The sequence below is a fragment of the Cytobacillus sp. QJM3NY_8 genome (genome assembly GCF_056173585.1).
In genome coordinates, this window is the sequence record NZ_CM149681.1 from 3715123 (window position 1) to 3741370 (window position 26248).

Consider the following 26248-nt stretch of genomic DNA (forward strand, 5'->3'; position numbering starts at 1 on the left):
TCTATGAGCGAAAGATGCATTCTTATCATTTCATTCAAAAATGGCGTTTCAGTTCCCGGATAATGACACGGGAAAAAATATGTAAACTTATTACCATCATATCATAGGAATACAGCCTATTACTAAAATGGTTAACTTTCTTTACGATTTAACAGGAAGAAAGTTTCATTTCAGCCGTATTTTCATAGCTGAATAACCTCAAATGAACTTTTTCACCATTATTCCTGTCCCCGCATAAATTGGAGTACTCTGTGAAAGGAAGGTGAATCAGTATGAGGCTGCTTTTTCGAAGAGTGAGATATCAGGGGATTGATCATGATCTGGATATGATCAGGAATATTTTATGTTCCAGTTCTTTTGTTTTCACAGACATCTTTTTCTTGTCATTAATTCTTGCAGTCTTCACTTTTGTTAGTTACCAGTCTATTGCCATCAGCAGCTTAATCTTTACAGGATGCTATACGTCTTGCATCTGTTTATTTATCGCTTTAAAAAAATGGCTGAGGGACCAGCCGGACTAAACTCTTTCTTTAATATTATTTAAAACATCATTAAGAATTTCTTCCCCGGCTGCTGCCCCTATATTATTAGAAATCAAGTAAGGATGTGAGAGGGCTGGATTAGCTGCCAGCTCACCATGGTTTGGGACGTATGGGAAATCGCAGAACTTTAAGAAATCATGGTCCAGAACTGAATCACCTGCTCCGAAAACAATTTTTATTTCTTCCCGATTCTTAATAAATTTTACTGCCTCGCCTTTACAGATTGGATTCGGCATAAAATACAGTTTTCTCCCCTGAAGGGATATTCTCCACCCATAAGACTCAGTCAGCCTTACTATTTCCTCTTTGGCTGCTGTTGTAATATGTTCATTCAGAATATAGTAAAAGAAAAGATTTTCAGCGGTTTTTATTTTTCCGTTCAGTTCCAGAGATTGTGATCTGTCCATCATTTCCTCAAGCAATGCACACTCTGCCTTTAGACGCTTTCGTACTATGCCGGACCACTCCTCAAGAGGTTTTCCATGATAATGGATATTTGCGCCATTCGATGTGACAGTGTACGGAATATTAAGTTGGTCATCCTGAAAAATAAAAATGCGCTTATATTGTTCGTAAGTTCTCGTTGTAACAGGCACAAAGAGCATTTGAGCGGATACCCTTTTCAGCATCAAGAGCCCCTCGTTCGTCATAAAGGCCACTTCCCTGCCATCTTTACGCTCAACCCCAATTAAATTTTTTTCTCCTGTCTGACCAAAATCAGCTAGTGCTTTATTTGAGTAGATCAATGTCCTGTCCAGGTCTGAAGCAAACATCCTCATTATTCTTCTCCCGTCTTTTTAATTAATCCACAGCATGTGTAGCTCATATCAGGATAATGAATAATCTCGACATTCCTCTCCCGGGCAAGCATCACAATATGGCGAACATATGGGCTTTTAGGGTCTCTCATCAGAATTTTCCATGGAAGCCTTCTCAGAAGAACCCTGGTGGTTTCTCCGACTCCCGGCTTTACAAAGTTAATAGATTCAATTTTAAATTCCTCTTGTATTCTCTGAACTTCTTTCATTCCTTTAAAACATGCTTCCCCAGGGTTTTCCATAATCTTGGCCGCAAGTTCAGCTGCTTCCTGTTTAATAGCCGAGAACTCTTCTGTAATCGCTGAGAGATAATGGTTTGAAACATCTGCTTCCTCCAGCTCCCTATAGTATTTGGCGCCATGGTAATCTTCCGGCCCAATTAAGGATTCATTTAATACTGTTCTGCTGACCAATCCTGAAACAGTAGAATTGAGGCAGGCACTTGGAATCAGAAAGTCCTCCCTTGTTCCATAAAGTGTTGTGCAAAATCCTGGATCTGCAAGAACAGCCAAAGTGTCATCGAGAAGAACACCATAATGTTCATGGAATTGTCTGCAGGCCTTGGTTAATTCAACAGAAATGGCCCCTTTGCCTGTCCATCCATCCACAAACTGAATATTGCAGCCAGGATGTGAGTTTAAGATATGCTTTATCGCGTTTTCGTCGATCCCCCGGTCCCTGATAATGGAAATGCTGTAATGCGGCAATCTTACTCCATATACTTCATAAAGATACCGTTTTATTAGAATACCGACAGGCGTCCCTGCTCTGGCCAGGGAAACTAAAACCGCATTTCTTCCTTTTTTCTTCCAAATTTGTTCAGAAACCACTCCTATGGACAATGCTGTTTTTCGTTTGTATTCATCAAGTGTTTCCCAAAACAGGGAAAGGTAATTTTCAGGAGGCTGGTATTCAATAGGAAGTGTTTCACTATAATGCTGACCGGACTGAATGTTTTTTTCCCTTTGCTCAATGGATCCTTCAAGTGAATATCTGCTTAAATCCTTCAGTAAAAATACAACGTCATCTTTACTATATGAACCAAATTTTTCCGCAATTCTATTCATTTGTTTCACCCCCATTAAAGCAAACTATTTTTATATTCTTTATATATTTCTTTAATTGATTGATAAAAGGCATAAGTGAATCTTTTTCCGGCTTCCTTTCGAAAAACAGGAATAGTTCTTCATAATAGTCCTCTGGAATGTTATAAACAAATTGCGCCATTTCAGGGTCTTCAGGGTTTTGAAAGGATATGCCGTATTTGGCTCCATATTCATTAACATTTCTTACAAAAATGGGACTGCGTGTTGTTGAGTGGAATTTTACGCCTTCCCCCATTAATGAGGCAAGTTTCATAGGGATATACATAAACTCCCCTGTTCCAAGACATAGCGTATTCCTGCCATCCCGTTTACCTGATAGGTATTGGCCGATCTCAGCTAATGACACACTTAATCTGGCTTGGCGTTTTGCATCCAGCCCGAAACGGCCAGAATCTTTTAAATAAGGAATAGTTTTGACTTCACCGCTTAGAGCAGCAGAAGGCTCATTCACCGGGCTTAATAGTTCAGGGAATTCATTATTTATATGAATATAGGAAATTAGCCCATCATTTCCTTTCAGTTCATCCGATGACTGACTTTCATGCACTTCAGGGGAACCCTTAACGTCGATCTCCCCTTTTAGAAGAGACACACTGTGAATAATAATGCCCAATTCTTTTTCAAGATCATCAAACAGAATCTGGTTTTTTAGGGAACGCCAATCCAGAATGGAGACGACTGTATAAATCTTTCTGGGAAAGCGTTCATGAATGGATCGGATGATATTAATAGCTGTTTTTCCTGTTGTCATTTCATCATCAACAAGAATGATCTCTCTCTTATTATCCAAAAGGCTTTCATTTGTGTAACACCTGTGGGAAGTAGCATGGGAATGTTCTTCTTCAAATGTTATGACAGAATTCCTATCAATCAGCTGCTCTCTTGTTGTGTGAAAGTAATCGGCACGTTTAAATGATTGAAAGAAAGCATGCCCAAGTGCCGTTGCTGTTTCGGCAAAACCGATAATGACAGGGTTATGTTCTTCATGAATAAAAGGGCTGCTGTTTATGACGCCTGAGCCGTTTTTAAAAGCAGATAGAAGCTCAGCGGCCTTTCCTGTGTCTACGTTCTTTACCTTTTCCATATAACGGCTTGCAAGCAGTTCCCCTGTCAGGAGTCCGATTTGCGGATTAATCGGAATATGTTTTCCGAGTACTTTGCTGACAAATAAAAAGGATCTTTTTTTATTTATTCTTGCGGCCATGACAAACAAATCTTCAGGCGCAAGCTCATAAGGGTTATCGGTTATCTGAATATCAACGGTTAATGAGTTGAGTATCTGAATTGAATATTTCGTTTTTGAGTAGGTCAATGTATGTGATCTCATCCTGCAGCACCCCGTATACTTCTGATTTTAATAATATTTTTTTAGCCCAATATAAATGGGGTTTAATTTCATTCATTTTGTTTTGGTAATCGCTTTTCATAACCCCTATTTTTCCGCCGGCCTGACCGGCGATGCTCTGTGCATCCAAATACTCTTCAAGGGTGACAGTATTCAATGCCTGTACGGGCCTGATATGGGTTGGATGGATAATGGTTTTTCCAGTTAAGCCATTTGATATATCCATCGCAATTTCTCTAATTAATCCGTCCATATGCCGGTCAATCAAGTCCGTCCTCATTTTGAGCCCATCCTGCCCAAGACGTTCCCTGAATGGAGTCTGCCTGATTTGAGGCTTCAGAAGACGCTCCTTTGAGGAGAAGTATTCCCATACCGGGCCTGAGATGACATATGGCTGATCGGAACGCAAAAATATATTAATGATATCTGAGATACAATCTCTGATAACAGCAATATCATATACAGTAGTATCTGAGTTTCTGCGAATTCCATATAGCCCGCTAAAATCAGTGGCACCAATCCGCACATTCAAAATCAGTTCAGAATGCTGGTCCAAAACCTTCTTAATGCCGATTAATTCATCAAGCCTTGTTTCTTTTTGAATGATTTCTTTAGTTTCCAGAATCGGCATGGCATATAAACAATAACCATAAGAATTAAGCTTTTTAATTTCAGCTAAAATTTTGCATCCTTCAGCCGGAGAGAACTTTGGCAGAACAAAACCAGTGAGAAGATGCATGCCATTGGGGATTCTGTTTTTGAGTCTAATAAGCTGTTCATAGCTTCTGATACGCACGAAGAGCAAAGGGAGATCTTCTTCTTCACAAAGCCCCTTGTCAAGGTCCGAGCTCAAATTTTCCAATTCCAAAGACAGCAGGTCTTCTGCCTGTTCCACTTCATCATCACCAATTGCATCTTCAAGGCATATGACCATGGATGTAAGGCCTGCATGCTTTTTTGAGAGCAGATCCTGATGAATATTAGGCCTTGTAGCCGGCATATACAAAGTTGCTCCAAGTGCATATGCTAAAAGATCCCTGCCTGACCTCTTGTTAAAATGGCCCGGCTTTTTGTAAAACACCTGATTTATTTTTTCATCCGGAAGATCGGAAAATAGTCTCATTTTTGCAGCTCCATTCCTTCACATAAATACTACTTTCTTCCTTTTTCGTCCAAAAAAGATAAAAATAAAAGGGAGCGGACAAGTGTCTGTTCCCTTTTAAACGTTGAGCAATTAGATATTTAAGTTCAGCCCTGATCTGCAGCTTCCTTTTTTGCATTCCTTGCATGAACTACAAAAGTAAGTGCAAACACGATGACCAACACAATAAAGAAATAAATATGGTCAATATGAATACCTGCCGCACTGGCAAGCATCTTAGCAGAAATTAGAAGGATTAGAATATATGAGCTTGTTTCCAATTCTGGCACCCTGTCAATCAGCTTTAAGAATACTCCCGCTACTCCACGCATCATGATAATACCAAGCATGCCTCCAATTAACAGCACCCAGATTTCTTCACTTACTCCAAGCGCAGCTAATATACTATCTATGGAGAAGGCGATATCCATCAATTCCACCGCAATGACGGTTCCCCAGAAAGTGCCAAAAAGACGAATTAATAAACCTCGCTGATTAATCCCTTCAATGGCCTCTTCATCACCGTCTTGCTCGGCTTTCCGCTTATCAATAAAATACTTGATTGCAAGCCAGGCTAAATAGGCTGCACCCAATGCCTTAATATACCAGAATTCTATTAAGTATACCCCGATTCCAATTGCAAGGAACCTGAAGAAGTAAGCACCTAGCAGTCCGTAAAAAAGTGCTTTCTTACGCTGTTTTTCTGGTAAATGTTTTACCATTACAGCAAGTACTAATGCATTATCTGCAGATAACAAACCTTCTAAAATTATTAGTGTACCTATCAGTGCCCAGCTTTCCGGTTTTGATAAAGCCTCCACCCACATGTCCCAGTGAAAAAACTTGGCATAAGTATTCAGAATTGCCTCTAAAACTTCCATTCTTGTATTATTCCCCCCAAGTATTTGTCCGTATAAAAGACCCGGCAATGCCGAGCCTTATTAAGCAAATATACCTCTTATTTATCCAACCTGTAAACCAAAATCTTTTGCCAGTGCAGCCAGTCCGCCCTGATATCCGCTTCCAATCGCACTGAATTTCCATTCTCCGTTATGTCTGTATAGTTCTCCAACTACAAGTGCAGTTTCAATAGAGAAATCTTCCCCCAGGTCATAGCGGATCAATTCTTCGCCTGTATCTTCATTAAGGATTCTTACATAGGAATTTGATACCTGTCCAAAGTTCTGATTGCGTGCTTCTCCGTCATGAATTGTGATTGTGAACGTAATACGCTGGATGTTTGCAGGCACATTAGCAAGGTCAATTTTCACCTGCTCGTCATCTCCAGCCCCTTCTCCTGTACGGTTATCTCCAGTATGTACAACGGAACCATTAGCACCAGTTGTATTGTTATAAAAAACAAAGTCGCTTTCAGAAGTTACCTTCCCAGTGTCTCCGAGGAGGAATACAGAAGAATCCAAATCGAAGTCAGTTCCGCCATCGTATTTATTCGTGTCCCACCCAAGTCCGACTATTACCTTAGTCATACCCGGGTTTGTTTTTGTTAAGTCAACTTTTTGTCCTTTTGATAAGCTTACTGCCATTTCAACTCAAACCTCCATTATGTAGAATAAATGTATTTACGCTATAAATCATGAAAAGTTTCATAATCCATAAAAATATTTTTTCATATTCCAGGATTTATTTCAATCTTTAAGTCATCCATTTCGGCGGAGTGTTTTTATTCCAGTAAATTGATCCAAGTTCATGATGGGCCTGAAAATTATCATGGTGTGTATGATAGTGAAAATTAAACCAGTATCCCTGCTGAGGAGGATGGTCCCTTCTTACATGGAAGCGAATGACATCTTCATTCGCCTTGCTATTGGTGATATGGAAGATTTTTTCCGACAATCCGCCCCCCGGAGTTTCTGTAACCTTTAAGTTAGCAAGGCTTTCTTCGGGAAACTGCACCGCCACCTCGTGGATGGCTTTCTCAATATTTGGAAGTATCACCTCGTTAAACTCATCTTCAATAACAGGGCCTATCTTTGCGCCAAACTTCTCATATGATTGTGCCTCAGCTTCTATAAGCATTTGCCTGATAAAGTCATCCTTATCAAAATTAGTATCTTCCTCTTCAGCAAGTTCTGCACTGTTTTCCGAGTTTTCCACATCAGAAGCTCTAGAGGCTTTTAACTGGCTGGTATTTTCATATAGAAAAGCCTGAGAAGGTGTGACGAGGCCAAATGTTAAAATGGTAACAAGTACAACAAAGGATTTTCTCAGCCAATTCGGCATGTTTTTTCGCCTTCCTTTCTGCTAAGCAATGATTTTCTTAAATATGCCGCTTTTTTCAATATTTGCGGCAGCTTGCTTTAATACATCTTCGGGCTGAACAAGTGCAATCCGAACATATCCCTCACCCCATTGGCCAAAGGCACTTCCAGGGGTTACGACTACGCCGGAGCGGTTAATCAAGTCAACCGCAAAATCCCGGGAGGAGCTGTATCCATTTGGAACCTCAGCCCACAAAAACATTGACCCCTCCGGCTTGCTGATATCCCACCCGATGTTTTTCAGCTCTTTTAATAATACATCTCTTCTTTTTCTATATGTTTCTCTCAAGTCCTTCAAAAAAGAGGACTGATCATTCAATGCTTTCACTGCAGCTGACTGCACCGGCAAGAATACTCCATAATCCAAATTGGATTTGAAGTTGGCCAGCAGCGCAATAAGCTGCTGATTACCGGCAGCATATGCCACCCTGCATCCTGCCATATTAAAACTTTTTGATAGTGAATTCATTTCAATCCCTACATCCATTGCCCCTGTAACAGACAAAAAACTTAGAGGTTTCTTCTCATAATAAAGTTCTGAATAAGCAAAATCATGCAATACAGCAAAGCCGTACTTCTTTGCCAGATGGATCACCTGAAGAAAAAACTCTTCTGTCGCCATTGCAGGAACGGGATTGCCGGGGAAATTCAGAATCATTAATTTCGTGTTTGCGAGTATTTCATCAGGGATTTCATCAAAATCCGGCAGGAAGCTACTGTCCTTTTTTAAGGGCATGCCGTACATCTGTGCCCCGGCCAATGCTGCACCTGCAGCATAAGCAGTATATCCCGGGTCCGGGACTAGGATATACTCTCCAGGGTTACATAGAACCATCGGCAAATGAACCAGCCCGTCCTGGGAACCCATTAAAAGCAGCACCTCTGAAGATTCAAGATTCACTTCAAAATTTCGTTTATAATAGCTGCAGACTGCAGAATGAAATTCATTTGTACCTGTTAACGAGTACCCATATGATTCTGGTTCCCGGGTTCCTCTTGCTAACTCCTCCATAACAAAAGCGGGAGGGGGCAAATCAGGGCTGCCAATGCTCAAATCAATCACCGGAAATCCGTCTGAAAGTTTCGAATTCTTAATTTGGGACAATTCAGCAAACACACTTTCCGGAAAAGAAGCCATTCTTTTTGAAATAGGAAATTCCATAGTATCCTTCCTCGCTATGTATCTCAATTCTATTTTTCTATTATACTTCTTTTCGAACCAAATTTAAATTGATTTCATGTATCGTTAAAAAGAACAATAGATATATAGTGAAAAATATATTTGCCGGATTATAAAGCAGCAAAGCGGGAATAATAAGAACAAATCGTTTTCTTCAAGCCGAGGAGAATAAAAAGGGGGAAATTCAAATGGATTGGTCTGTATTCTTTGTTATTGCAAGCCTTTTGCTGATGGCTTACTTTGTTTATCTGGCCATCGCAGATTAAATAAGAAGGTGCCTGGTATTCAGGCACTTTTTCTTATTTTTCAATTACCCCAAAATGAAATTTCGATGACTTTCTTTCAATTACTTTGAAGCCATATCGGTCAAACCTTGAACTTCTAAAGTGATCCTTCAGAACCACTCTCTGTCTGGCTGCTCTTTTTGCATGAAAAATAACTTCCTCTGACAGGTCCTCATAAACAGCAAAGTTCCTCAGTGCTTTAATCCCCTCTGACTCAAGGATTTTTTCTTCAAACATGGGATCAAAATATACAACGTCATAACTGTCCGGGGGCAATTTTTTCAAATAAGGAAGGGCCATTGACGACTCCACCTTTATTCTTCTCATTGCCTGATTCATACTATCAAGCCCGGAGTCCCATTGTCTAAGGCCATTCGCCACCATGAAGGAAAGATATTTATTTCCTTCCAGCCCTGTAACTTTGCCTTTACTCCCTGCTGCATAACTGGCTGTTATGCTGTCCGAGGCCAGTCCAAGGGTACAATCTATAATACTGCTGCCTTCTTTAAGCCCCGCAGCCTGAAGAAAAGGATCACCCTCTCCTTTTAGGAGACGCTTTACTCTGAACATCGCTGAACTGGGATGAAAGAAAAATGGCTGGCTTTCACCTATAGGAAAAAGCTCCAAACGTTCTTTTCCAACTACTATGCAGTCTTCAGGAACTTGTTTTTGGATCATTCCTACAGACCTTTTATTCCTGCTGATATATTCTGCACCCAATTGTTCGGCAATTTTTTTTGCTTTTTCTTTCATTGCTTCATTGGTGCGTCCGGCAGTTGTAATAATCATTGTGTTCACCTGAATTTCTTAATTTTGCTATAAAAAAAGGGTGCCAGCAGACACCCCGTTTTGTTTAATCTTTATATTCTCAGCAATTCGCCTCAAAAGCCGCAAGAAGATTTTCCATGATCGCTTCCATGGAATGGTCTTCAATATCATGGCGGTGAATGAAGTGCACAACTTCCTTCCCTTTTAAAACAGCCATAGAAGGAGATGAAGGCTCATATCCATCAAAGTACTCGCGCATTTTAGCTGTTGCTTCTTTATCCTGTCCTGCAAACACCGTCACTAAATGATCAGGTTTCTTTTCACTGCGTAAGACGGCCTGTGTAGCTGCCGGCCGAGCCAGTCCAGCAGCACAGCCGCAAACTGAATTGACAACAACAAGAGCTGTTCCTTCAAGACCTTCCATAAACTGCTCTACATCTTCTGAAGCCGTCAGCTCTTTAAAACCAGCCTGTACAAGCTCCTCACGCATCGGCTTTACCATTTGTTTCATATATTCTTCATATGCCATAGACATAAAATTGCCTCCTCCTTAAGCTGAAGTTTGTAAAGTAAGCATACTATAACGTATGATCTTTATGCAATTTTTCTATGCCGGGTATTACTTTGTAATCCTTTTTATCGTCCTATTACGGTATTCTATCGTCCTAAATCACATACATATCGGCCAAAAACTCTTATCAGCAAGAAAGCCAGTCATAAATGACCGGCTTTCTTAACATTATTAAATTTTCATAACGCCGCCTGTGCTGGCATTGGTTACAAGCTTCGAATAACGGGCAAGATACCCTTTTTTGACCTTTGGCTCGAAGCCTTGCCAATTGGCTTTGCGTTCTTCAAATTCTTCATCCGAGATTTCCAGGTTTATTGTACGGTTATTCAAATCCAATTCAATGATATCTCCATTTTCCACGAATGCAATAGGCCCGCCTTCAGCAGCCTCAGGAGAAATGTGCCCAATGCTGATCCCCCTGGAAGCCCCTGAGAAACGGCCATCTGTAATCAGGCCGACTTTTGCCCCGAGTCCCCGGCCAACAATCTGGGAAGTAGGTGCAAGCATCTCCGGCATTCCAGGCCCTCCTTTAGGACCCTCATATCGAATGACTACAACATGGCCTTCCTGCACTTTGCCGGTAATGATTCCGGATAATGCCTCTTCCTGCGAATCAAAGCAGATGGCTGGTCCTCTATGGTATCCGCCTACTGATTCATCAACAGCACCGACTTTTATAATTGATCCTTCAGGAGCAAGATTTCCAAACAGAACTGCCAGCCCTCCGCGTTCAGAATGCGGATTCTCCAGGGTACGGATTACGTTTTTATCCAGAATTTCACTGCCTGCAACATTCTCCCTTAGCGTCTTTCCGGTAACCGTCAGACAATCTCCATTCAGGGCGTCCGGCTTTTTAAGCAATTCATTGATGATCGCACTGACTCCACCCGCATTATGAACATCTTCAATATGATAATCTGAAGCAGGAGCAATCTTCGCTAAATGCGGAACCCGGTTGGCAATCTGATTAATTCGTTCAATCGGATATTCAAATTCGGCTTCGTGAGCAAGTGCCAATGTGTGAAGAACTGTATTGGTTGACCCGCCCATTGCCATATCCAGGGCAAATGCATTGTCAATCGCATCAATTGTAACGATATCGCGCGGCTTGATGTCTTTTTTTATTAATTCCATCAGCTGCTTGGCTGAACGTTTAACAAACTCTTTTCTCTCTTCTGATACTGCCAGAATCGTCCCATTGCCAGGAAGTGCAAGGCCCAGCCCTTCTGCCAGACAGTTCATGGAATTTGCAGTGAACATTCCGGAACATGATCCGCAAGTCGGACAGGCAACCTGCTCGATTTCCTGAAGCCTTTTTTCATCGATTTGTCCAGATTCAAAGGCACCTACACCCTCAAAGACAGAGCTTAAAGATAAAGGTTTTCCGCTTGAATCAACGCCAGCTTTCATCGGGCCTCCGCTGACAAAAACGGTTGGAATATTAACCCTTAAGGCCCCCATCATCATTCCAGGCGTAATTTTATCGCAGTTCGGGATACAGACCATTCCGTCAAACCAGTGTGCAGAAACAACTGTTTCAAGTGAGTCTGCAATGATTTCGCGGCTTGGCAGAGAATAGCGCATGCCAATATGGCCCATGGCAATTCCATCATCTACTCCGATGGTATTAAATTCAAATGGAACTCCTCCTGCTTCACGGATTGCTTCTTTAACAATTTTACCGAATTCCTGCAAATGCACATGTCCAGGTACGATATCAATATAGGAATTGCACACAGCAATAAATGGTTTTCCGAAATCCTCTTCCTTTACCCCGGCAGCACGCAGCAAGCTGCGGTGCGGAGCCCGGTCTGTGCCTTTTTTGATCATATCACTTCTCATCTGTGAGCCAGTCATAGTATGTAATACCTCCGTTTACCCTAGATTCATAATCTCTTATTCTATGGGAATAATATGATAAGCCTCCTGCTCCCAAATATTTTCTTTCCAATATAGACCCTTTTTCGGATAATTTCAATAATTTTTACAAATTTATTATAATTTTTCGCTTTAAATGGGTGAAACTGCAGTGTGTGTGAGTTATGGAATTCAATAATTGAGGACGGGACATTCTATAAAAAGCCGGGCACAAAATTTTGCTTCAGTCGTTACCTTATTACTGCTGCCGTCTTTCCTAAGACGCCGGGAACAATTCCTTATATGCCCAACAAAAAAACCGCTCCAGATTTTCATTCTGTGAGCGGTTTTTTCCTGTAATTATTCCTGGCCCCGTTTCCGGGATTCAGTCATCTGTTTCCAAACTGACCCTTTTGCTTCTTCTCCATGTTCAATTCTTTCAATAGCCAATTTGATTTGCATGCTGACTTCGAATTCCGGATCGTCTTCTGCTGCTTTTAAAGCAGGAAGCACACTTTCATCACCCACTTCGTAAAGGAACATAGCCGCACGCCAGCGCACAAGTTTACTGTCATCCTGCAGTGCTTCCTTCATGGCGTCCATTGCTTCTTCAAATCCCAGGTCTGACAAACAATCCCCTGCTGTACGTCTTACAGTGACCGTTTTATCCTTTAATGCTTTGTAGAGGAGAGGCAGGACACTCTTTTCCTCAATCATCCCAAGATAAACTGTCGCAAGTCTTCTGATTGAAGCCTTCTCATCTTTAAGCGCTTTTTCAAGCACAGGCAGGTCCTCCAGTTCAGGATCATCCATCTGTTCGAGTTTTTGATAGCGCTCCCGCCAATCTGGGGAATCCAGATCTTCGACAGACAGTTTAAGAAGGGAACGTGCGTTTTTTTCCTCCGCTTTATCCGGGCTTTTTGCCGTTTTAACAAGTATCTGGAGTCTTGCTTCTGGATAGGCAGCCATTAATTCTTCAACAATATCATGGCCAACTTGGTCAAAGTCTCCATAGCGGACACCGAATTCTTTCCACTTGCGGACCATGACAACGTTATCTGCAGGATCCTGGGCCTCTGAAACAGCACTGATAAAGTTTTCAGGAAGTCCAAAGCGCTTTTCTTCTGTGCCGTCAGTCAGTTTTACCTGCATGGGAATTCCTTTATACATTTGGACTAACACTTGGACTTCACCAAAATGTTCATCGATGCCGTTGTCTTCTGTGCCTTCATTTTCCACATCCTCGCCAAAAGCGGATCTTACTTGAGGGAGAAGCTCTTTCCAGTCATATTTCGCATTTCTTTCGACAGCAAGGAAATCGGCAACATGGTACACCCCTTTGATTCCTTCAATTTCAAGTATATCTAGAATAATCTTTGGAGCTCCTTCTTTTTTTTCCTTTTTATAATTATTGGCCTTCCCCATCGGAAGCTCTTCATCAAGAATAACCTTCATAGTGTTTGGACTTGGTGTTGGTTCGATTGCTTTTATTCTCAAAAGTATCACCCTTTTTTATATATTCACGATGGTAACTGGTATTATTTTAACATAAGGAGATTATCGAGGCATTTTAGCTGTTTCTGAATATGCAAAGAAACCCGGGAAAAATCCCCGGGTATGAATTATTCATTTTCAGCTGCTTCTGAAAGATAGCTCCATCTCTCAATCAAGTATTCAAGCTCTTCATTCAGCTTTGTTTCTTCTTCTACTAAGGCCTGACCCTTTTCAAAGTCACTGCCGATGCTGGCCATTTCTGAGGAAATCGCTTCGAGACGGGATTCAGCCGCTTCAATTTTACCCTCGATTTCTTCCCATTCCTTTTTTTCTTTGTAGCTCATTCTCTTCTTTTTCGGCTTAGTTTCCCTCGCCTTTTTGGGGGCATGATCAGCTTCCTGAACAGGCTTGGCATTCTCGCTTTCAAGAAATTCACTGTAATTTCCATAGTAGGATTCGATTTTGCCCTCGCCTTTTAATACAAGAAGCTGCTCAGCCACTTTATCCAGGAAGTAGCGGTCATGCGAAACTGTAATGACTACACCGGGAAAATCTTCAAGATAATCTTCGAGAACCGTTAGGGTTTGAGTATCAAGGTTATTGGTCGGCTCATCAAGCAGAAGAACATTAGGCTCAGACATTAAGATTTTCAATAAATACAGCCTGCGTTTTTCCCCGCCGGAAAGCTTGCGGATAGGAGTGCCGTGAGAATAGGCCGGAAATAGGAAGCGCTCAAGCATTTGAGCTGCAGAAATCGTTTTGCCATCGGATGTTTCAACCACTTCTGCTGTTTCTTTGAGGTATTCGATCATGCGCTTGTTCTCATCCATATCTTCGCTTTCCTGTGTATAGTAAGCGATTTTTACTGTCTGCCCAATAATGCGCTTACCTGAGTCAAGCGGAATCCGGCCTGCCAGTATGTTAAGCAGAGTAGATTTCCCCGTTCCATTTCTTCCGATAATCCCTATTCTATCCCCTGGTTTTACAAGAAGATCAAAATGATCCAGAATCGTTTGAGTGCCATACTTTTTTGAAGCAGATTCGAGTTCAAATACCTGTTTTCCTAGGCGGCTGCCGCTTAGGGACATATCCAATTTTTCGGAGGATTTAACTGAAGCAAGCTGGCTGTCAAGGGTTTCAAACCGCTGGATTCTGGCTTTTTGTTTGGTGGTACGGGCTTTTGCACCTCTTCTGATCCATTCCAGTTCCCTTCTGAACAGATTTTTCTGCTTATCGATGGCTGCCGCCTCATTTTCCTCTCTTACCGCCTTTGCTTCAAGGAATGCAGCATAATTCCCTTTATAGCTGTATAGATTTCCGCCTTCAAGTTCAAACATTCTATTTGTAACCCGGTCAAGGAAATAACGATCATGTGTTACAAGGAGCAGAGCCCCCCTGTACCTGCCCAGATATTCTTCCAGCCATTTGACCGATTCAAAATCAAGATGATTTGTCGGCTCGTCAAGAATCAGCAAGTCAGGTGACTGGATCAATACTTGTGCCAGGGCAACCCGTTTTTTTTGCCCGCCAGAAAGCTCTCCAATCTTTTTGCTGAACTCCTCGATACCCAGCTTAGTGAGTATCGTTTTTGCATCGGTGTTCACTTCCCAGGCATCAAGGGTATCCATTCTTTTTTGAAGTTCGAAAAGATTTTGCTGAATGTCTGTATCTTCGGGGTGCATGCTAAGCTCCAGCAGGGCTTGTTCATATTCTCTCTGCAGTACAAGAATTGGCGCATCTCCTGCAAAAACCTGCTCGAGAACTGTTAAATCATAGTTGAGTTCAGGCTGCTGTGCTGAATATGAAATGGTGTAATCTCTAGGAGTGACTATTTCTCCAGAGTCTGGCAGGTCAACACCGGCAATCACTTTAAGCAGGGAAGATTTCCCTGTACCGTTTACACCGATCAGTCCTGCCCTTTCTTTTTCAGCGATTGTAAAAGATATATCATTAAAAAGTTCTTTCTCTCCATATGTTTTTGTAACATTTTCCACAGAGATCATCTTCATGCTTGACCATTCCATTCTATAAAAAATTGATGCAGATATTTCTCCATAATTTGATGCCGCTCTTCTGCCATTTCCCTGGCAGTGTCAGTATTTAGCAGTTCTCTCAGCTTCAATAGCTTTTCGTAGAAATGATTGATGGATGATGACTTACCATTCCGGTATTCATCTTCAGTCATTACTTTTCTGATTTCAAGGCCGGGATCATGAATTGGCTGCCCTTTTTTGCCGCCATAGGCAAATGCCCGTGCAATCCCCACAGCACCAATCGCATCCAATCGATCCGCATCCTGGACTATTTTAGCTTCCACGCTTAAGACCTTCTTGTTATTGCCTCCTTTAAAAGAAACTGAATCAATAATTGTCTTAATGCTGCTGGAAGCTTCTTCTGCAATCTCAATTTCCTGCAGAAAATCAGATAGCTTCCTTTCTCCAGCTTCCCTTGAAGTGTTCAGTTTAGCATCGGGTATATCATGAAGCAGTGCTGCCATTTCAATTAAAAAAGGATCTCCTGCTTGTTCCTTTTTAGCTATGTAAAGGGCATTTTTTCTCACCCGCTCAATATGATGCCAGTCATGCCCGGTCGAATCTTCTCCGAGTGTATCCCGGACGAATTTTTCTGTTAAATGTATATTTTTTTCCTTCATTATTTCACCTGCTTTCAAACTCCACACTCCATTTTAACATTAGTCCCAAAAAGAAACGATGGCAAGGTAATGCCATATCTATAGAACCATTTATTGGATTCATTCTTAAAGACTGCACCGATAAAAAAATGGTGCAGAAACCAGTATTTGATTTCCTGCACCAGGTCCCTAAGCTATTTTATTCCAGGCCATTCAGCCAGCTGATGCCAAGTGTATTTTCTCCTGCATGGACGCCAATGGTAGCCCCCAAAGAATAGCATCCAAATTCAACTCCATTAAATTCTTCCTGGAGCTCCTTCTTCCATGCCTCCGCTTCTTCCGGATGCAAACCGTATAGGATGAATACTTCCTTCAGCAGTTTTCTCTCATGTGCACCCTTGAGCAGATTCACAATTTTGTCTTTTGCCTTTCTTTCGCTTCTGGCTTTCTCTTTTACGCTTAATTCCCCATCACGAACTGAAATGATCGGCTTTACATTTAGCATGCTGCCCAGGAAAAACTGAACTCCGGACATCCTGCCGCTTCTATGAAGCTGTTCAAGACTCCCAATGAGGACATAGGTTTCTCCCGTATCGCGGAGTGCCTCAAGCCTGCGGATAATTTCTTTAATATCCAGTCCGGCTTCTGCCAATTCCATCCCCTTAAGGATTAATCTTGTTAAAGGGTATGATAATATCTTGGAGTCTATGCTGTATACTGGTATATCAACCAGCTGGGCGGCCTGTTCACTGGAAGAAACGGTCCCGCTGAGTTTTGCCGATACCAGCACTGCGATAATACAGTCATAGTCCTTCTGCAGATTTTCATATAACTCCTGAAAAGCACCAATTGATGGCTGGGAAGTTTTTGGAGGAGTATCAAGGGTTTTTAAGCTCGCATAAAGTTCTTCCGGTGTTAAATCAACTCCATCTGTATATTCTTTGCCATCCATAATGATGGTCATCGGAATCTGGTACATGTGAGGATGGTCTCTTAACTCGTTATTTAAAAAAGCAGTGCTGTCTGTTACCCATGCAATTTTATCCACTATAGCCGCCCCCTTTTAAGATATTTATACGTGTATGTATGTAATTAAGACTATTTGAAAGGCTGGAAGTGAAAGATTTCTCTTCCAGCCGCAGGTTCTATGGCAGAAAAGGCTTGATTTTAGGAAAAACCTTTATAGCGGTATTGTAAAATACATCTTCATGATGCTCTTCAGGTATGAGTTCTTTTATAAATTCAATATAAGGACCTACTGGCGCAAGAGGCCAATCAGTTCCAAACAGCAATTTATCGTAAGAATCTGCAAACACTAAAGCATGCCTCAGATGATCCAAAAATCTTCCTTTGCTGCGCTTCTTCAATTCTTTTTCTGTACCGACAATCAGGCCTGAAAGATCCGCATAGACATTTGGATTCTTGTATATGATTTCAGCTCCTGTCAAAGTCCATGGGTCTCCAAAATGAGCCATCATGAAATTAACATTCCGGTGTTTAACAGCAACCTCGTCAATAGCCAGCGGGTGAGAATACTTAAGCAATCCCCTTTCTGAATAAGTATCTCCTGTATGAAATACAACAGGAACTCCATATTTTGCAGCGAGTTCGTACACAGGTTCATAAACATCATCATAGGCGTAGAAAGGAAAATATCCCAGGTAAATCTTGATCCCTGCCACGTTCGGCTTTTGCAGATTATCCTCCAGCCTTTGAAGAGCTCCTTCATTGAGATCATATGGATTGATGCCAGCGCAGTAAACAACATTAGCCGGTATCTTATCATCCAGGTCAAGCCCCATAGGCGTTCTTGCTTCATAATCCGGAAAGCCCATATTTTCTGTTTCTGTAAGCCCCATTGCAATGCTCAAGACTACATTAGCTTTTTGGAACTCCTGCTGATGCCCATGGTATGAATAATCTACAAGTGAGAGTTCATTGGCAGTATGATGAAATGATTTAATATCAGAAAAATGAATATGTGCATCTATGACTTTCATAATTTCTCCTTTAGCAGAATTCCAGGTTGTGGAGTCTATTAAGCAGTCTGCCCTCGAAGCTTCTTTCATCAAATGCAATAAAGCCCGGTTTGGCCAATGGGCCTGCTTTTCGTTCCGAAATAACTTCGAATGCTTCTTTATTCATATATGCTCCAAGGAATTCATTATCTTTACTTCTCATTACATACATATTTTCAGGAGACAGGCAGCTGGAAATACGGGATCCATCAATTAGAACAAATGACTGCTCCTCAACTCCGGCCTGATATGCTGATTCTGCTCCTTTGTCACTTACTGTAAGAGTAAGATCCTTTAATGAGCTACCGGCTATAAATAAATCTGTAATCCATTTTTCATTTAACAGGTACTTCCCGCCTGCATTCTCCGCTTTTACCCAATGGGCAAGGAGCGGCACTCCCGGCAATAACGCGAAATACTGTGTATATTCAAGGCCTTTCCATATGGAGTGATGGACAACTTTCGTACGGATGGCCAATGCAGACCATTCGTTTCCATACGAATCTTTAACACTGGTAAATTCAGCAGAAGATGACTCCTTCAATAGCGAGAACACACTCATTTGCGATGGCACAGTTTTCATGCCGCCAGTCCATGGGTTCCACCATCCTTTGGCAACCGGTTCGGGAAAGGATGAATCAAGCCACTCCCTCTCTTTATAGGTTAATGAGAATAAGCCAGGATAAAAATCCGGTGCACCTTTTAAACTAATGATGCCATTATCCATGATATAAACAGTCTTGCCGCCATGCTCTTCCGTAAGCATACGGACATTACCCCGGGGCACAAGCAGAAGTTCCCTTACTTGCTTCTTTTCACTGTCAAGGGTAATTTCAGCATTTATAATAGATAGAGGTTCCGTATCCTTAATAGGAAAATTGGATTTGAACACACTTAATTCCTGTTCTTGACTGAAATTTGAGGTTTGTTTTTTATCTGTATTTAAATATAAATCAATAGTGCCATTAAGATAACTAGAACGATATGTTTTAAGAGTGAATTCTGCTGTATCCTGTTCTTTTGCAACTGGATTTCCCCTATTGATAATTAGTGCTTTTTCATGGTAAACATTTTTTTCATACTCTGTCCCGACACCTGCAAAATGCCGCATTTCTTCCCATGTCCGGAAAGCTCCTATTGATAAATAGCCAGGTGCCAATACTATCTGATCTCCCGATTCAATGCAGCCAGTTTCCTGCTGATAGTAAAATTGCCACCCATCAGGATTGGACTTCGCATTTTTCGGCCAGCAGAATCCAACCGGCTCGCCGTTATGATCGGCGAAAAACCAATTTTCGGTTATACCTGATAACTCCATGAACCCCAATTCTTTTATGTCAGAAAACTCGATTACTTCATTATCCAGGGGGAAATACGGCTTCTGCATTTCATAATATAACGGCTGGCTGAAATACAGATTCTCATATTTTTCATCCCCTTCGTTTGTCAATTCAGCCCATATTTTAACAAGGCCTTCACCATATAGGGATGTATACAATGATACAAGAATACCTGTAAATGCTTCAGACTTGAATACCAATTTGAAAGTGATTGCCGTGTCATCTGTAAACCACTCTGCTGCCGCCGGCTTTGCCTTTGAAAATTCAGCTGAAAAGGGTTTCCCAAGTTTAGGAGCAAAAAACGCGAAAGGCTGGTTAACACTTTCGTTCCTGCCAGCCGTTATTTTATAATCCAATTTACGGATATTCACCTGGCAGATTCCATTGCAGATATGCCAATAATCCTTTGACTCTCCCCCGAACTTTTGACCGAAGCTTTTAATGGGGATGCCCATTGAGCTGCATGAAAAAGCGAGTTCGTCTCCATTCTCCTTTGTTGCCAATATTGCCATTTCCGGCTGATAAAAGCCATATTTTTTAACAATGAAAGGCACCTTCAGCAACTTACGCCCTTTTTTGTGAAGCTCTATTCTAAAGTCCCGCTCTTCTAATTCGACAAGATCACTTACAGGAAATGAAAGGTGAAATACGGCGTCTTCTTCAAGGTTGTTCTCAACCTCAATTTCCAATTCAGCTTCCTGATTTATAAACCTGAGATTCCCTTTTGAACCGCCTGTAATTTTGGCTGGCTGCTTAGGCAGCAGACCAAGGCGCAATTCACACTCCTCACCATTTACCCACACCTTAACTTCTAATGAAGGATGCGTTTTCCAGATACTAGGCTCTTCCCCTTTATGCACTATGAATTGTCCGGTAATTACCGCGTCACTCTCGGCCATCAGGTCATGTTCGAAAACAGCTTCGACTCTTCCCTGGTTATTGCCTTCAGCCTTAAAAGAAACAGGAACTCCCGTCTTATTGATGAGTTTGAGCTGGAAATTTTGGATTTCATTTTCGATTACTTCATGATGATCCATGGATAGTTCTAGAAGGTAATCATCCGTTTCTATTAAACTGATTCCTCTGCCCGTTCTTTCAAACCTGACTCTTGCAGACACTTCACCGCTCTCCCATAAATACTCGTAAAATGTAAAGCCGCTTTCTTTGATTCCATCTGGCTTCACGTCAATTTCTCTCATGCTGCTGCTATACCAATCAAGCTTTTCGAAGGCAGGTTTCAAAAGCTGTGTCTGATGAACAGCCGGAATAAAATTCATTAAGTGTGTTGTATCATCTCTGTCTTCCCAGAAGAAACCGCATTTTTTGTAAAGCGGGACAGCTTTCACATTTCCTGGCCATGTATACAAGTCAAGGCGCGGCCAGCCCAATTCAATTGTTTTTTGCAGCGCTTTCAGCACAAGCATCTTACCTATTTTCCGTCCATGGTAATCCGGCCTTACATTTAAAAGAGGGATGTATAGGGATCCCGTATCTTCTTTATATTCCGATAACCCGCAATAGCCTACGACCTCTTCACCATCCAGCGCTAAGTATAAAGTAATATTGCCATTATTCGCTTCCTTCGTTTTTACTTGTTCTTCAGTCATTACACTGGTATCTCCGCCCCAGCTGTCTCTGCTCAAGTTCCACATTTTTGCTATTCCTGCCGCAAAGCCCTCATGATACTCTGCAATGACTATTTTGTCTGTACTTTGAATCATACCTTTGTCCTCCTGACTAGGTTACGTCTTGTCTACCCTTCTCAATTCCTTTTCCTTCAATGATAACCAAAACCATTTGCCTCTCCTCCTTTTGATATTATTCGGAATGTTTTTCCATTCCTTCTTAATCGTATTATCAGAGTAAATGATTGTAAATATAATTTTGAATTTTCCGTATAAATTCCATACGAAAAAAGCGCCTTGCTATTTTCGGCAAGACGCATTCATATTAAATATAGACTTTTCTTAAAGCTTTCATCGAAGCGGTCATATAAGTGATCATTTCATTCAGATCATCTATCTGTTCTTCATGAATAAGCCGGTTAAAAGAAATGACGGTTTCTGTTTCGGCCAAGGCCTTCATATTTTCAGGGTTGTATTTTACAGTCTGTTCGACCTTCCGTCCGCTGCCCCAGATATGACGCAGAACTTCACGGATTTGCAGAAATGCTTTTGAATCTTGTGGATGCTTAATTGTAAATTTTACATTAATCCGGCAGCCTGCCAGCTTTTCAGATTTCCCTTGAGGCAATAGCTCAGCTGCGAGATTATCCAATCCCGCTTCCATTGTAAAGGTACAGAAAATCTCTGCCAGCCCTTTTGCAATGTCTGTGAAAGTAATGTCATACCTCCGGCTCATTTTAGCTGAGTTTAATATGTCATTTCGATCAACGATTCTTATTTCACCGTCCAGATCCCGGTCATAGAATCCGCCTTCCATTACAACCTTCATATTCTCAAAGGCCGTTGGGTCAAACATGGGCTAATTCCCCCTTAAAATAGACCGACAGCATTCCCATCTTCATCTACATCCATGTTCATGGCTGCAGGGGCTTTAGGCAATCCAGGCATAGTCATCACATCACCGGTGAGTGCTACAATGAATCCTGCACCAATAGATGGCTTCAGCTCGCGTATAGTAATGGTAAAATCTGATGGCCTTCCAAGCTTTGAAGGATCATCAGATAATGAATATTGTGTTTTAGCCATACAAACCGGCAGGACGCCCCAGCCAAAGCTTTCAAAGTCTTTTATCTGCTTTTTGGCTTTAGTTGAGTATTCCACTTTGCTTGCGCCATAAACCGTCTGGGCTACTGTTAGAATTTTCTCCTCAAGAGGCAAAGATAAATCATATAGGTGGCTGAAATTCGCTGCTTTTTCATCCAAAATTCCCAGGAGCTTCTCGGCCAGCTCAATTCCTCCCTGCCCGCCTTTTTCCCAAACCTCTGTCAGCGCCACTGGCATGCCGGCCTCACTGCAAAGTTCTGTAAGAACCTCTATTTCATTCTCGCTATCGGAAATAAACCGGTTAATAGCCACTACATACGGAAGGCCAAAACTTTCAATTGTTTCAATATGCTTTTTTAAATTAGCAAAGCCTTTAGTGAGTGCTTCAGTATCTTCTTTGCCCAATTCTGCTTTTGACAAGCCGCCATGCATTTTAAGAGCACGGATTGTAGCTACAATCACCACTGCTTCAGGGTCAATGCCCTCTGTTCTGGCTTTAATATTTAAAAACTTTTCAGCACCAAGATCCGCGCCAAAACCGGCTTCTGTCACTACATAGTCAGCCAGCTTGGAGGCAGCGGCAGTTGCAATCACACTGTTGCATCCATGAGCAATATTGGCAAACGGGCCGCCATGAACCAATGCCGGTGTATGTTCAATTGTCTGCACCAGATTAGGTTTGACTGCTTCTTTAAGAAGCAAGGTAAGAGCTCCTTCCACTCCAAGATCGGCTACTGTTACCGGCTGTTTATCATAATTGTATGCTATCACCATTTTCCCCAGTCTTTCCTTCAAGTTCTGAAGGTCGGAGGCAAGGCATAGGACGGCCATAATTTCTGAAGCCACAGTGATATCAAATCCATCTTCTCTCGGAACACCTTGTACAGGCCCTCCAAGGCCAATGACTATTTTTCTTAATGCACGGTCGTTCAAATCCAGGGCACGCTTCCATACTATCCTTCTCTGGTCAATATTTAACAGATTCCCCTGCTGGAGGTGATTATCAATCAGGGCAGCCAATGCATTATTGGCTGTAGTGATTGCGTGAAGATCACCGGTAAAATGCAGATTGATGTCTTCCATCGGCAGAACCTGCGAATACCCTCCGCCGGTTGCTCCGCCTTTGATTCCCATAGTTGGCCCAAGAGAAGGTTCCCTCATCGCGACCATAGCTTTTTTGCCAAGTCTGTTGAAAGCATCGGCAAGACCGACTGTTACTGTGGATTTTCCTTCTCCTGCAGGTGTCGGATTAATGGAGGTGACAAGAATTATTTTCCCGCTTTCTTTCGTACTTAATTTCTTTAAGGTATCAGCGGATAATTTTGCTTTATACTTGCCGAAAAGCTCCAGATCATCCTCTAAGAGCCCGATTTTTTCAGCTATTTCCGCAATAGGCTTCATTGCAGATGCCTGGGCAATTTCAATGTCTGATTTCACAATCGGTTTCACATTCATTTTTATCCCCCTAGAATCCAATATGTATAGGTTCCTTACAGCTATATTGTACCATCCCCGAATCGAAATATTGTCATTTACTTTTGATATTTTCGCATTTTCACACAGTGAAGCATTGATACAATTTCGAATCGTCTTTATAATAAGTTTAATTGAATTTTTGCACAGGGAGATGATCACTTGCCAATAAAAATTCCTAAGCTGCTTCCTGCAAGGGAGATCTTAGAGGAAGAAAATATATTTATCATGGATGAGGATCGTGCCAAACAGCAGGATATTCGCCCATTAAATATCCTCATCCTGAATTTGATGCCTGAAAAAGAAAAAACCGAAGCACACCTTTTAAGACTCCTTGGAAATACGCCTTTACAGGTGAACATCTCGTTTTTAAAAACTGCCACACATCAATCAAAAAATACCAGTCCTATGCATCTCGAACAATTCTATACTACGTTTGAGCAAGTCCGAAACCGCAAATTTGACGGGATGATCATAACTGGAGCACCTGTAGAGCTTCTCGACTTTAAAGAAGTGGACTATTGGGAGGAACTAACCGTAATAATGGAGTGGACGAAAACGAATGTTACTTCCACCCTGCATATATGCTGGGGAGCACAGGCAGCGTTATTCTATCACTTTGGAATCGGAAAATATGAGCTGCCTGAAAAGTGCTCAGGCGTTTACCTTCATGAAGTCCATGACAGAAGCGAGAAATTATTGAGAGGATTCGATGACATCTACTTTGCTCCGCATTCGCGCCATACTGATGTTTATACAGAGCAATTGCTGAAACACCCGGAAGTCAAGCTCCTGTCATCATCTGAGGAAGCGGGTCCTTTCATCATGAGTGCCAACAGCGGAAGACAAATCATGGTAACAGGACACCTGGAATATGAAGCAGGCACACTTGCGGAAGAATACACAAGAGACAGAACCAGAGGCCTGCAGGTCCCTATGCCAAAACACTATTTCCCGAATAATGATCCCGGCAGAAACCCCCATAATAAATGGCGGTCACATGCCCATTTAATGTTTTCCAACTGGCTGAACTACTATGTTTACCAGGAAACTCCTTATGATTGGGATTAATAGTGCAGTGAACGGATAACTTAATTTGCAGCAAAGCATGAAAAAAGCCGGTATTTGAGAGGTTTGCCCCTCTCAAATACCGGCTTTTCCTTATGATTGCTGAGCATAATACACTTCTTCAAATGGCTGAACTACTACAAAGCCGTTGCCTGAAAACTTCATTTGGATCGACTCTCCGCTTCCTCTTCCAAGGAACGTTTTAAATGAGATATCTGTCACAAATTCCGGCTGCAGTGTACCTGACCATGCAACTGTCGCATTTGGATCCGTATACACCGGATTATCAGGAGTAACCAAGAGTGTCAGCGGCTCATAGTGAGAAGTGATAGCCACCATTCCTGTTCCTTCTAAACGGACGTTGAACAAACCTCCTGCAAGCATGCCTGCCATCCTCTTCATTAACTTAATGTCCCAGCAGATGGAAGGCTCGAATGCAAGCAGATCATTCCCATTTACAAAGATGGCATCTCCATCGAGATTCAGAATTGAAATTTTCTTTCCTTGGTCTGCAAGGTACAGCTTTCCGTTGCCCGTAGCTTTCATTAAAGCTGCCCCTTCTCCAGTAAGTGCCTTTTTAAACATTTTTCCTAAGCCATGCTCGAGTATCCCCTCGCGTTCAAACTTAATTTGGCCGCGGTAGGAAACCATCCCGCCTGCTTTAGCCCAAACCTGGCTGGTTAAATTAATTTCGAGCATCCTTGGTGTTTCAAGTTCAAATAATCCTTCTCCTTTATCCTGCTGTTTTGTCTGCTTTACAAACTCTTCAATTGAATATCTGCTCATTCTCTTCTCATCCCTTCATTTTTCCTGTTTTCAAGCATAAAGATCCACATAAAAGATAATGATTGCTTTAGCTCATCCGTCAGCGAGCCTTTTGAAAGCTGGTCTGATGCTTTTTTATAAACACCAAGTTCATCAATCTTTGACCATCCGTTTTCTTTTGCAAGCCGTTCAAACTCCCACGGCATCATGGTATTGCAGATAACTTTTTCCTTATAAAGCCTGCGGTAGCTGTTAGCCCTGGGTGCAGCTGTTGGACCAAGAATGCCTATACATGCCCTTCCGCCCGGCTTAACAGTTCGCCGAATTTCTTTTAATACATCCAGCGGGCTCTCTGTCCATTCCAGTGAATTGATGGCAAGGACCGCATCAAGTGCATTCTCTTCAAGGGTAAGATCTGAAATGTCTTCTTTCTTAAATACCGCACCTGTTTTTTCGTTCAATTTTTCTGCTTTATGTATCATCTCTTCAGAGACATCAATCCCGATAACTTTATAGCCAGCCAGAGCAAGTTTATATGAACCATACCCATCACCGCATCCAAGGTCACATACGGCAGATCCCTTTTTGACATGCTTTTCGAAGAAGGAGATGATATCCTTTCGGCTCCCTTCCTCCCACATTGCTGCACTCTTTGCATTCCATGATTCCGAATTTTCATCCCAAAGCCTCTCTGCTTCTGCAGACCAGTTAAAAGTGCTCATCATATCCCTCCGTGTATGCATACGATTGTTCATTAAAAAAGTTCCCAATATTTTAAATTCGCTAAGATTATCAAAAATACCTCTGATTATAAAATGTTAAAAAAGTCAACAATACT

Annotated in this window: 23 protein-coding genes; 2 read left to right on the forward strand and 21 right to left on the reverse strand. The window is 41.8% G+C overall.

The features are described from left to right. The first annotated feature begins 272 nt into the window (after window positions 1-272). Window positions 273-521 (forward strand): hypothetical protein, encoded by a 249-nt coding sequence (locus tag AC0VZ9_RS19130; protein ID WP_019379720.1) that lies wholly within the window; start codon window positions 273-275, stop codon window positions 519-521. On the opposite strand, the gene AC0VZ9_RS19135 is transcribed toward AC0VZ9_RS19130, so the two are convergent. From AC0VZ9_RS19135 to AC0VZ9_RS19225, 19 genes are all read right to left on the reverse strand, one after another. Next, window positions 518-1321 carry an HAD family hydrolase gene (locus AC0VZ9_RS19135; RefSeq protein ID WP_019379721.1) on the reverse strand — a complete coding sequence of 268 codons (804 nt, stop codon included), beginning with the start codon at window positions 1319-1321 and terminating at the stop codon, window positions 518-520. The two genes, AC0VZ9_RS19130 and AC0VZ9_RS19135, sit on opposite strands and share 4 nt — an antisense overlap. Continuing rightward, window positions 1321-2427, reverse strand: a complete 1107-nt coding sequence (locus AC0VZ9_RS19140; RefSeq protein WP_475396622.1) for a cysteine protease StiP family protein — start codon at window positions 2425-2427, stop codon at window positions 1321-1323. The genes AC0VZ9_RS19135 and AC0VZ9_RS19140 overlap by 1 nt, the downstream gene beginning before the upstream one ends. Next, entirely contained in the window at window positions 2420-3793 is a 1374-nt protein-coding gene (locus AC0VZ9_RS19145) for a phosphoribosyltransferase family protein (protein WP_475396623.1), read from the reverse strand. Before AC0VZ9_RS19145 ends, AC0VZ9_RS19140 begins: the two co-directional genes overlap by 8 nt. Then, window positions 3723-4934: an HpcH/HpaI aldolase/citrate lyase family protein gene (locus tag AC0VZ9_RS19150; RefSeq protein WP_019379724.1), complete on the reverse strand. Its 1212-nt coding sequence runs from the start codon at window positions 4932-4934 to the stop codon at window positions 3723-3725. Before AC0VZ9_RS19150 ends, AC0VZ9_RS19145 begins: the two co-directional genes overlap by 71 nt. A 125-nt stretch (window positions 4935-5059) precedes the next feature. After that, a complete protein-coding gene (locus AC0VZ9_RS19155; protein WP_019379725.1) occupies window positions 5060-5833 on the reverse strand; it encodes a TerC family protein in 774 nt (257 codons plus the stop codon). Between the two features lie 81 nt (window positions 5834-5914). After that, window positions 5915-6496, reverse strand: a complete 582-nt coding sequence (locus tag AC0VZ9_RS19160; protein ID WP_009332632.1) for a TerD family protein — start codon at window positions 6494-6496, stop codon at window positions 5915-5917. 109 nt (window positions 6497-6605) lie between these two features. Beyond that, on the reverse strand, window positions 6606-7193 hold the full coding sequence (locus AC0VZ9_RS19165; RefSeq protein ID WP_019379726.1) for a YpjP family protein: 588 nt from the start codon (window positions 7191-7193) through the stop codon (window positions 6606-6608). Window positions 7194-7214: 21 nt separating this feature from the next. Next, window positions 7215-8393, reverse strand: a complete 1179-nt coding sequence (locus AC0VZ9_RS19170) for an LL-diaminopimelate aminotransferase (RefSeq protein WP_475396624.1) — start codon at window positions 8391-8393, stop codon at window positions 7215-7217. 317 nt (window positions 8394-8710) lie between these two features. Beyond that, on the reverse strand, window positions 8711-9484 hold the full coding sequence (locus AC0VZ9_RS19175) for a class I SAM-dependent methyltransferase (RefSeq protein ID WP_475396625.1): 774 nt from the start codon (window positions 9482-9484) through the stop codon (window positions 8711-8713). 79 nt (window positions 9485-9563) lie between these two features. Next, entirely contained in the window at window positions 9564-9998 is a 435-nt protein-coding gene (locus AC0VZ9_RS19180; protein ID WP_009332636.1) for a BrxA/BrxB family bacilliredoxin, read from the reverse strand. A 207-nt stretch (window positions 9999-10205) separates the two neighbouring features. Then, complete coding sequence (gene ilvD, locus AC0VZ9_RS19185) at window positions 10206-11876, reverse strand: dihydroxy-acid dehydratase (protein ID WP_033196461.1); 1671 nt, start codon at window positions 11874-11876, stop codon at window positions 10206-10208. Window positions 11877-12251: 375 nt separating this feature from the next. Then, entirely contained in the window at window positions 12252-13388 is a 1137-nt protein-coding gene (locus AC0VZ9_RS19190; protein ID WP_251267370.1) for a conserved virulence factor C family protein, read from the reverse strand. 125 nt (window positions 13389-13513) lie between these two features. Then, window positions 13514-15394 carry an ABC-F family ATP-binding cassette domain-containing protein gene (locus AC0VZ9_RS19195; RefSeq protein ID WP_475396626.1) on the reverse strand — a complete coding sequence of 627 codons (1881 nt, stop codon included), beginning with the start codon at window positions 15392-15394 and terminating at the stop codon, window positions 13514-13516. Beyond that, window positions 15391-16041 carry an HD domain-containing protein gene (locus tag AC0VZ9_RS19200; RefSeq protein WP_251267387.1) on the reverse strand — a complete coding sequence of 217 codons (651 nt, stop codon included), beginning with the start codon at window positions 16039-16041 and terminating at the stop codon, window positions 15391-15393. The genes AC0VZ9_RS19195 and AC0VZ9_RS19200 overlap by 4 nt, the downstream gene beginning before the upstream one ends. A gap of 175 nt (window positions 16042-16216) precedes the next feature. After that, entirely contained in the window at window positions 16217-17065 is an 849-nt protein-coding gene (locus tag AC0VZ9_RS19205) for a DegV family protein (RefSeq protein WP_475396627.1), read from the reverse strand. A gap of 97 nt (window positions 17066-17162) precedes the next feature. Next, entirely contained in the window at window positions 17163-18017 is an 855-nt protein-coding gene (locus tag AC0VZ9_RS19210) for an amidohydrolase family protein (RefSeq protein ID WP_475396628.1), read from the reverse strand. A 10-nt stretch (window positions 18018-18027) separates the two neighbouring features. Next, complete coding sequence (locus AC0VZ9_RS19215) at window positions 18028-21096, reverse strand: GNAT family N-acetyltransferase (RefSeq protein WP_475396629.1); 3069 nt, start codon at window positions 21094-21096, stop codon at window positions 18028-18030. A 229-nt stretch (window positions 21097-21325) separates the two neighbouring features. After that, window positions 21326-21856: a hypothetical protein gene (locus AC0VZ9_RS19220; protein ID WP_019379734.1), complete on the reverse strand. Its 531-nt coding sequence runs from the start codon at window positions 21854-21856 to the stop codon at window positions 21326-21328. A 14-nt stretch (window positions 21857-21870) separates the two neighbouring features. Beyond that, window positions 21871-23559 (reverse strand): formate--tetrahydrofolate ligase, encoded by a 1689-nt coding sequence (locus AC0VZ9_RS19225; protein ID WP_009332645.1) that lies wholly within the window; start codon window positions 23557-23559, stop codon window positions 21871-21873. Window positions 23560-23739: 180 nt separating this feature from the next. Here AC0VZ9_RS19225 and metA point away from each other — a divergent pair, with 180 nt between their 5' ends. Beyond that, window positions 23740-24648, forward strand: a complete 909-nt coding sequence (metA, locus tag AC0VZ9_RS19230; RefSeq protein WP_251156223.1) for a homoserine O-acetyltransferase MetA — start codon at window positions 23740-23742, stop codon at window positions 24646-24648. A 90-nt stretch (window positions 24649-24738) separates the two neighbouring features. On the opposite strand, the gene AC0VZ9_RS19235 is transcribed toward metA, so the two are convergent. Both AC0VZ9_RS19235 and AC0VZ9_RS19240 read right to left on the reverse strand, forming a co-directional pair. Further along, window positions 24739-25431, reverse strand: a complete 693-nt coding sequence (locus AC0VZ9_RS19235; RefSeq protein WP_475396630.1) for an AIM24 family protein — start codon at window positions 25429-25431, stop codon at window positions 24739-24741. Then, window positions 25428-26132, reverse strand: a complete 705-nt coding sequence (locus AC0VZ9_RS19240; protein WP_475397517.1) for a class I SAM-dependent methyltransferase — start codon at window positions 26130-26132, stop codon at window positions 25428-25430. The genes AC0VZ9_RS19235 and AC0VZ9_RS19240 overlap by 4 nt, the downstream gene beginning before the upstream one ends. Between the last annotated feature and the right edge of the window lie 116 nt (window positions 26133-26248).

What these genes read in the sequence shown, in the direction of transcription:
- AC0VZ9_RS19240 (WP_475397517.1), bottom strand. Translation starts at nt 26,132, where the DNA reads ATGAGCACTTTTAACTGGTCTGCAGAAGCAGAGAGGCTTTGGGATGAA.
- AC0VZ9_RS19170 (WP_475396624.1), bottom strand. Translation starts at nt 8,393, where the DNA reads ATGGAATTTCCTATTTCAAAAAGAATGGCTTCTTTTCCGGAAAGTGTG.
- AC0VZ9_RS19210 (WP_475396628.1), bottom strand. Translation starts at nt 18,017, where the DNA reads ATGAAAGTCATAGATGCACATATTCATTTTTCTGATATTAAATCATTT.
- AC0VZ9_RS19215 (WP_475396629.1), bottom strand. Translation starts at nt 21,096, where the DNA reads ATGATTCAAAGTACAGACAAAATAGTCATTGCAGAGTATCATGAGGGC.
- AC0VZ9_RS19235 (WP_475396630.1), bottom strand. Translation starts at nt 25,431, where the DNA reads ATGAGCAGATATTCAATTGAAGAGTTTGTAAAGCAGACAAAACAGCAG.
- AC0VZ9_RS19180 (WP_009332636.1), bottom strand. Translation starts at nt 9,998, where the DNA reads ATGTCTATGGCATATGAAGAATATATGAAACAAATGGTAAAGCCGATG.
- ilvD (WP_033196461.1), bottom strand. Translation starts at nt 11,876, where the DNA reads ATGAGAAGTGATATGATCAAAAAAGGCACAGACCGGGCTCCGCACCGC.
- AC0VZ9_RS19140 (WP_475396622.1), bottom strand. Translation starts at nt 2,427, where the DNA reads ATGAATAGAATTGCGGAAAAATTTGGTTCATATAGTAAAGATGACGTT.
- AC0VZ9_RS19155 (WP_019379725.1), bottom strand. Translation starts at nt 5,833, where the DNA reads ATGGAAGTTTTAGAGGCAATTCTGAATACTTATGCCAAGTTTTTTCAC.
- AC0VZ9_RS19160 (WP_009332632.1), bottom strand. Translation starts at nt 6,496, where the DNA reads ATGGCAGTAAGCTTATCAAAAGGACAAAAAGTTGACTTAACAAAAACA.
- AC0VZ9_RS19195 (WP_475396626.1), bottom strand. Translation starts at nt 15,394, where the DNA reads ATGAAGATGATCTCTGTGGAAAATGTTACAAAAACATATGGAGAGAAA.
- AC0VZ9_RS19150 (WP_019379724.1), bottom strand. Translation starts at nt 4,934, where the DNA reads ATGAGACTATTTTCCGATCTTCCGGATGAAAAAATAAATCAGGTGTTT.
- AC0VZ9_RS19130 (WP_019379720.1), top strand. Translation starts at nt 273, where the DNA reads ATGAGGCTGCTTTTTCGAAGAGTGAGATATCAGGGGATTGATCATGAT.
- AC0VZ9_RS19165 (WP_019379726.1), bottom strand. Translation starts at nt 7,193, where the DNA reads ATGCCGAATTGGCTGAGAAAATCCTTTGTTGTACTTGTTACCATTTTA.
- AC0VZ9_RS19175 (WP_475396625.1), bottom strand. Translation starts at nt 9,484, where the DNA reads ATGATTATTACAACTGCCGGACGCACCAATGAAGCAATGAAAGAAAAA.
- AC0VZ9_RS19225 (WP_009332645.1), bottom strand. Translation starts at nt 23,559, where the DNA reads ATGAATGTGAAACCGATTGTGAAATCAGACATTGAAATTGCCCAGGCA.
- AC0VZ9_RS19220 (WP_019379734.1), bottom strand. Translation starts at nt 21,856, where the DNA reads ATGTTTGACCCAACGGCCTTTGAGAATATGAAGGTTGTAATGGAAGGC.
- AC0VZ9_RS19135 (WP_019379721.1), bottom strand. Translation starts at nt 1,321, where the DNA reads ATGAGGATGTTTGCTTCAGACCTGGACAGGACATTGATCTACTCAAAT.
- AC0VZ9_RS19145 (WP_475396623.1), bottom strand. Translation starts at nt 3,793, where the DNA reads ATGAGATCACATACATTGACCTACTCAAAAACGAAATATTCAATTCAG.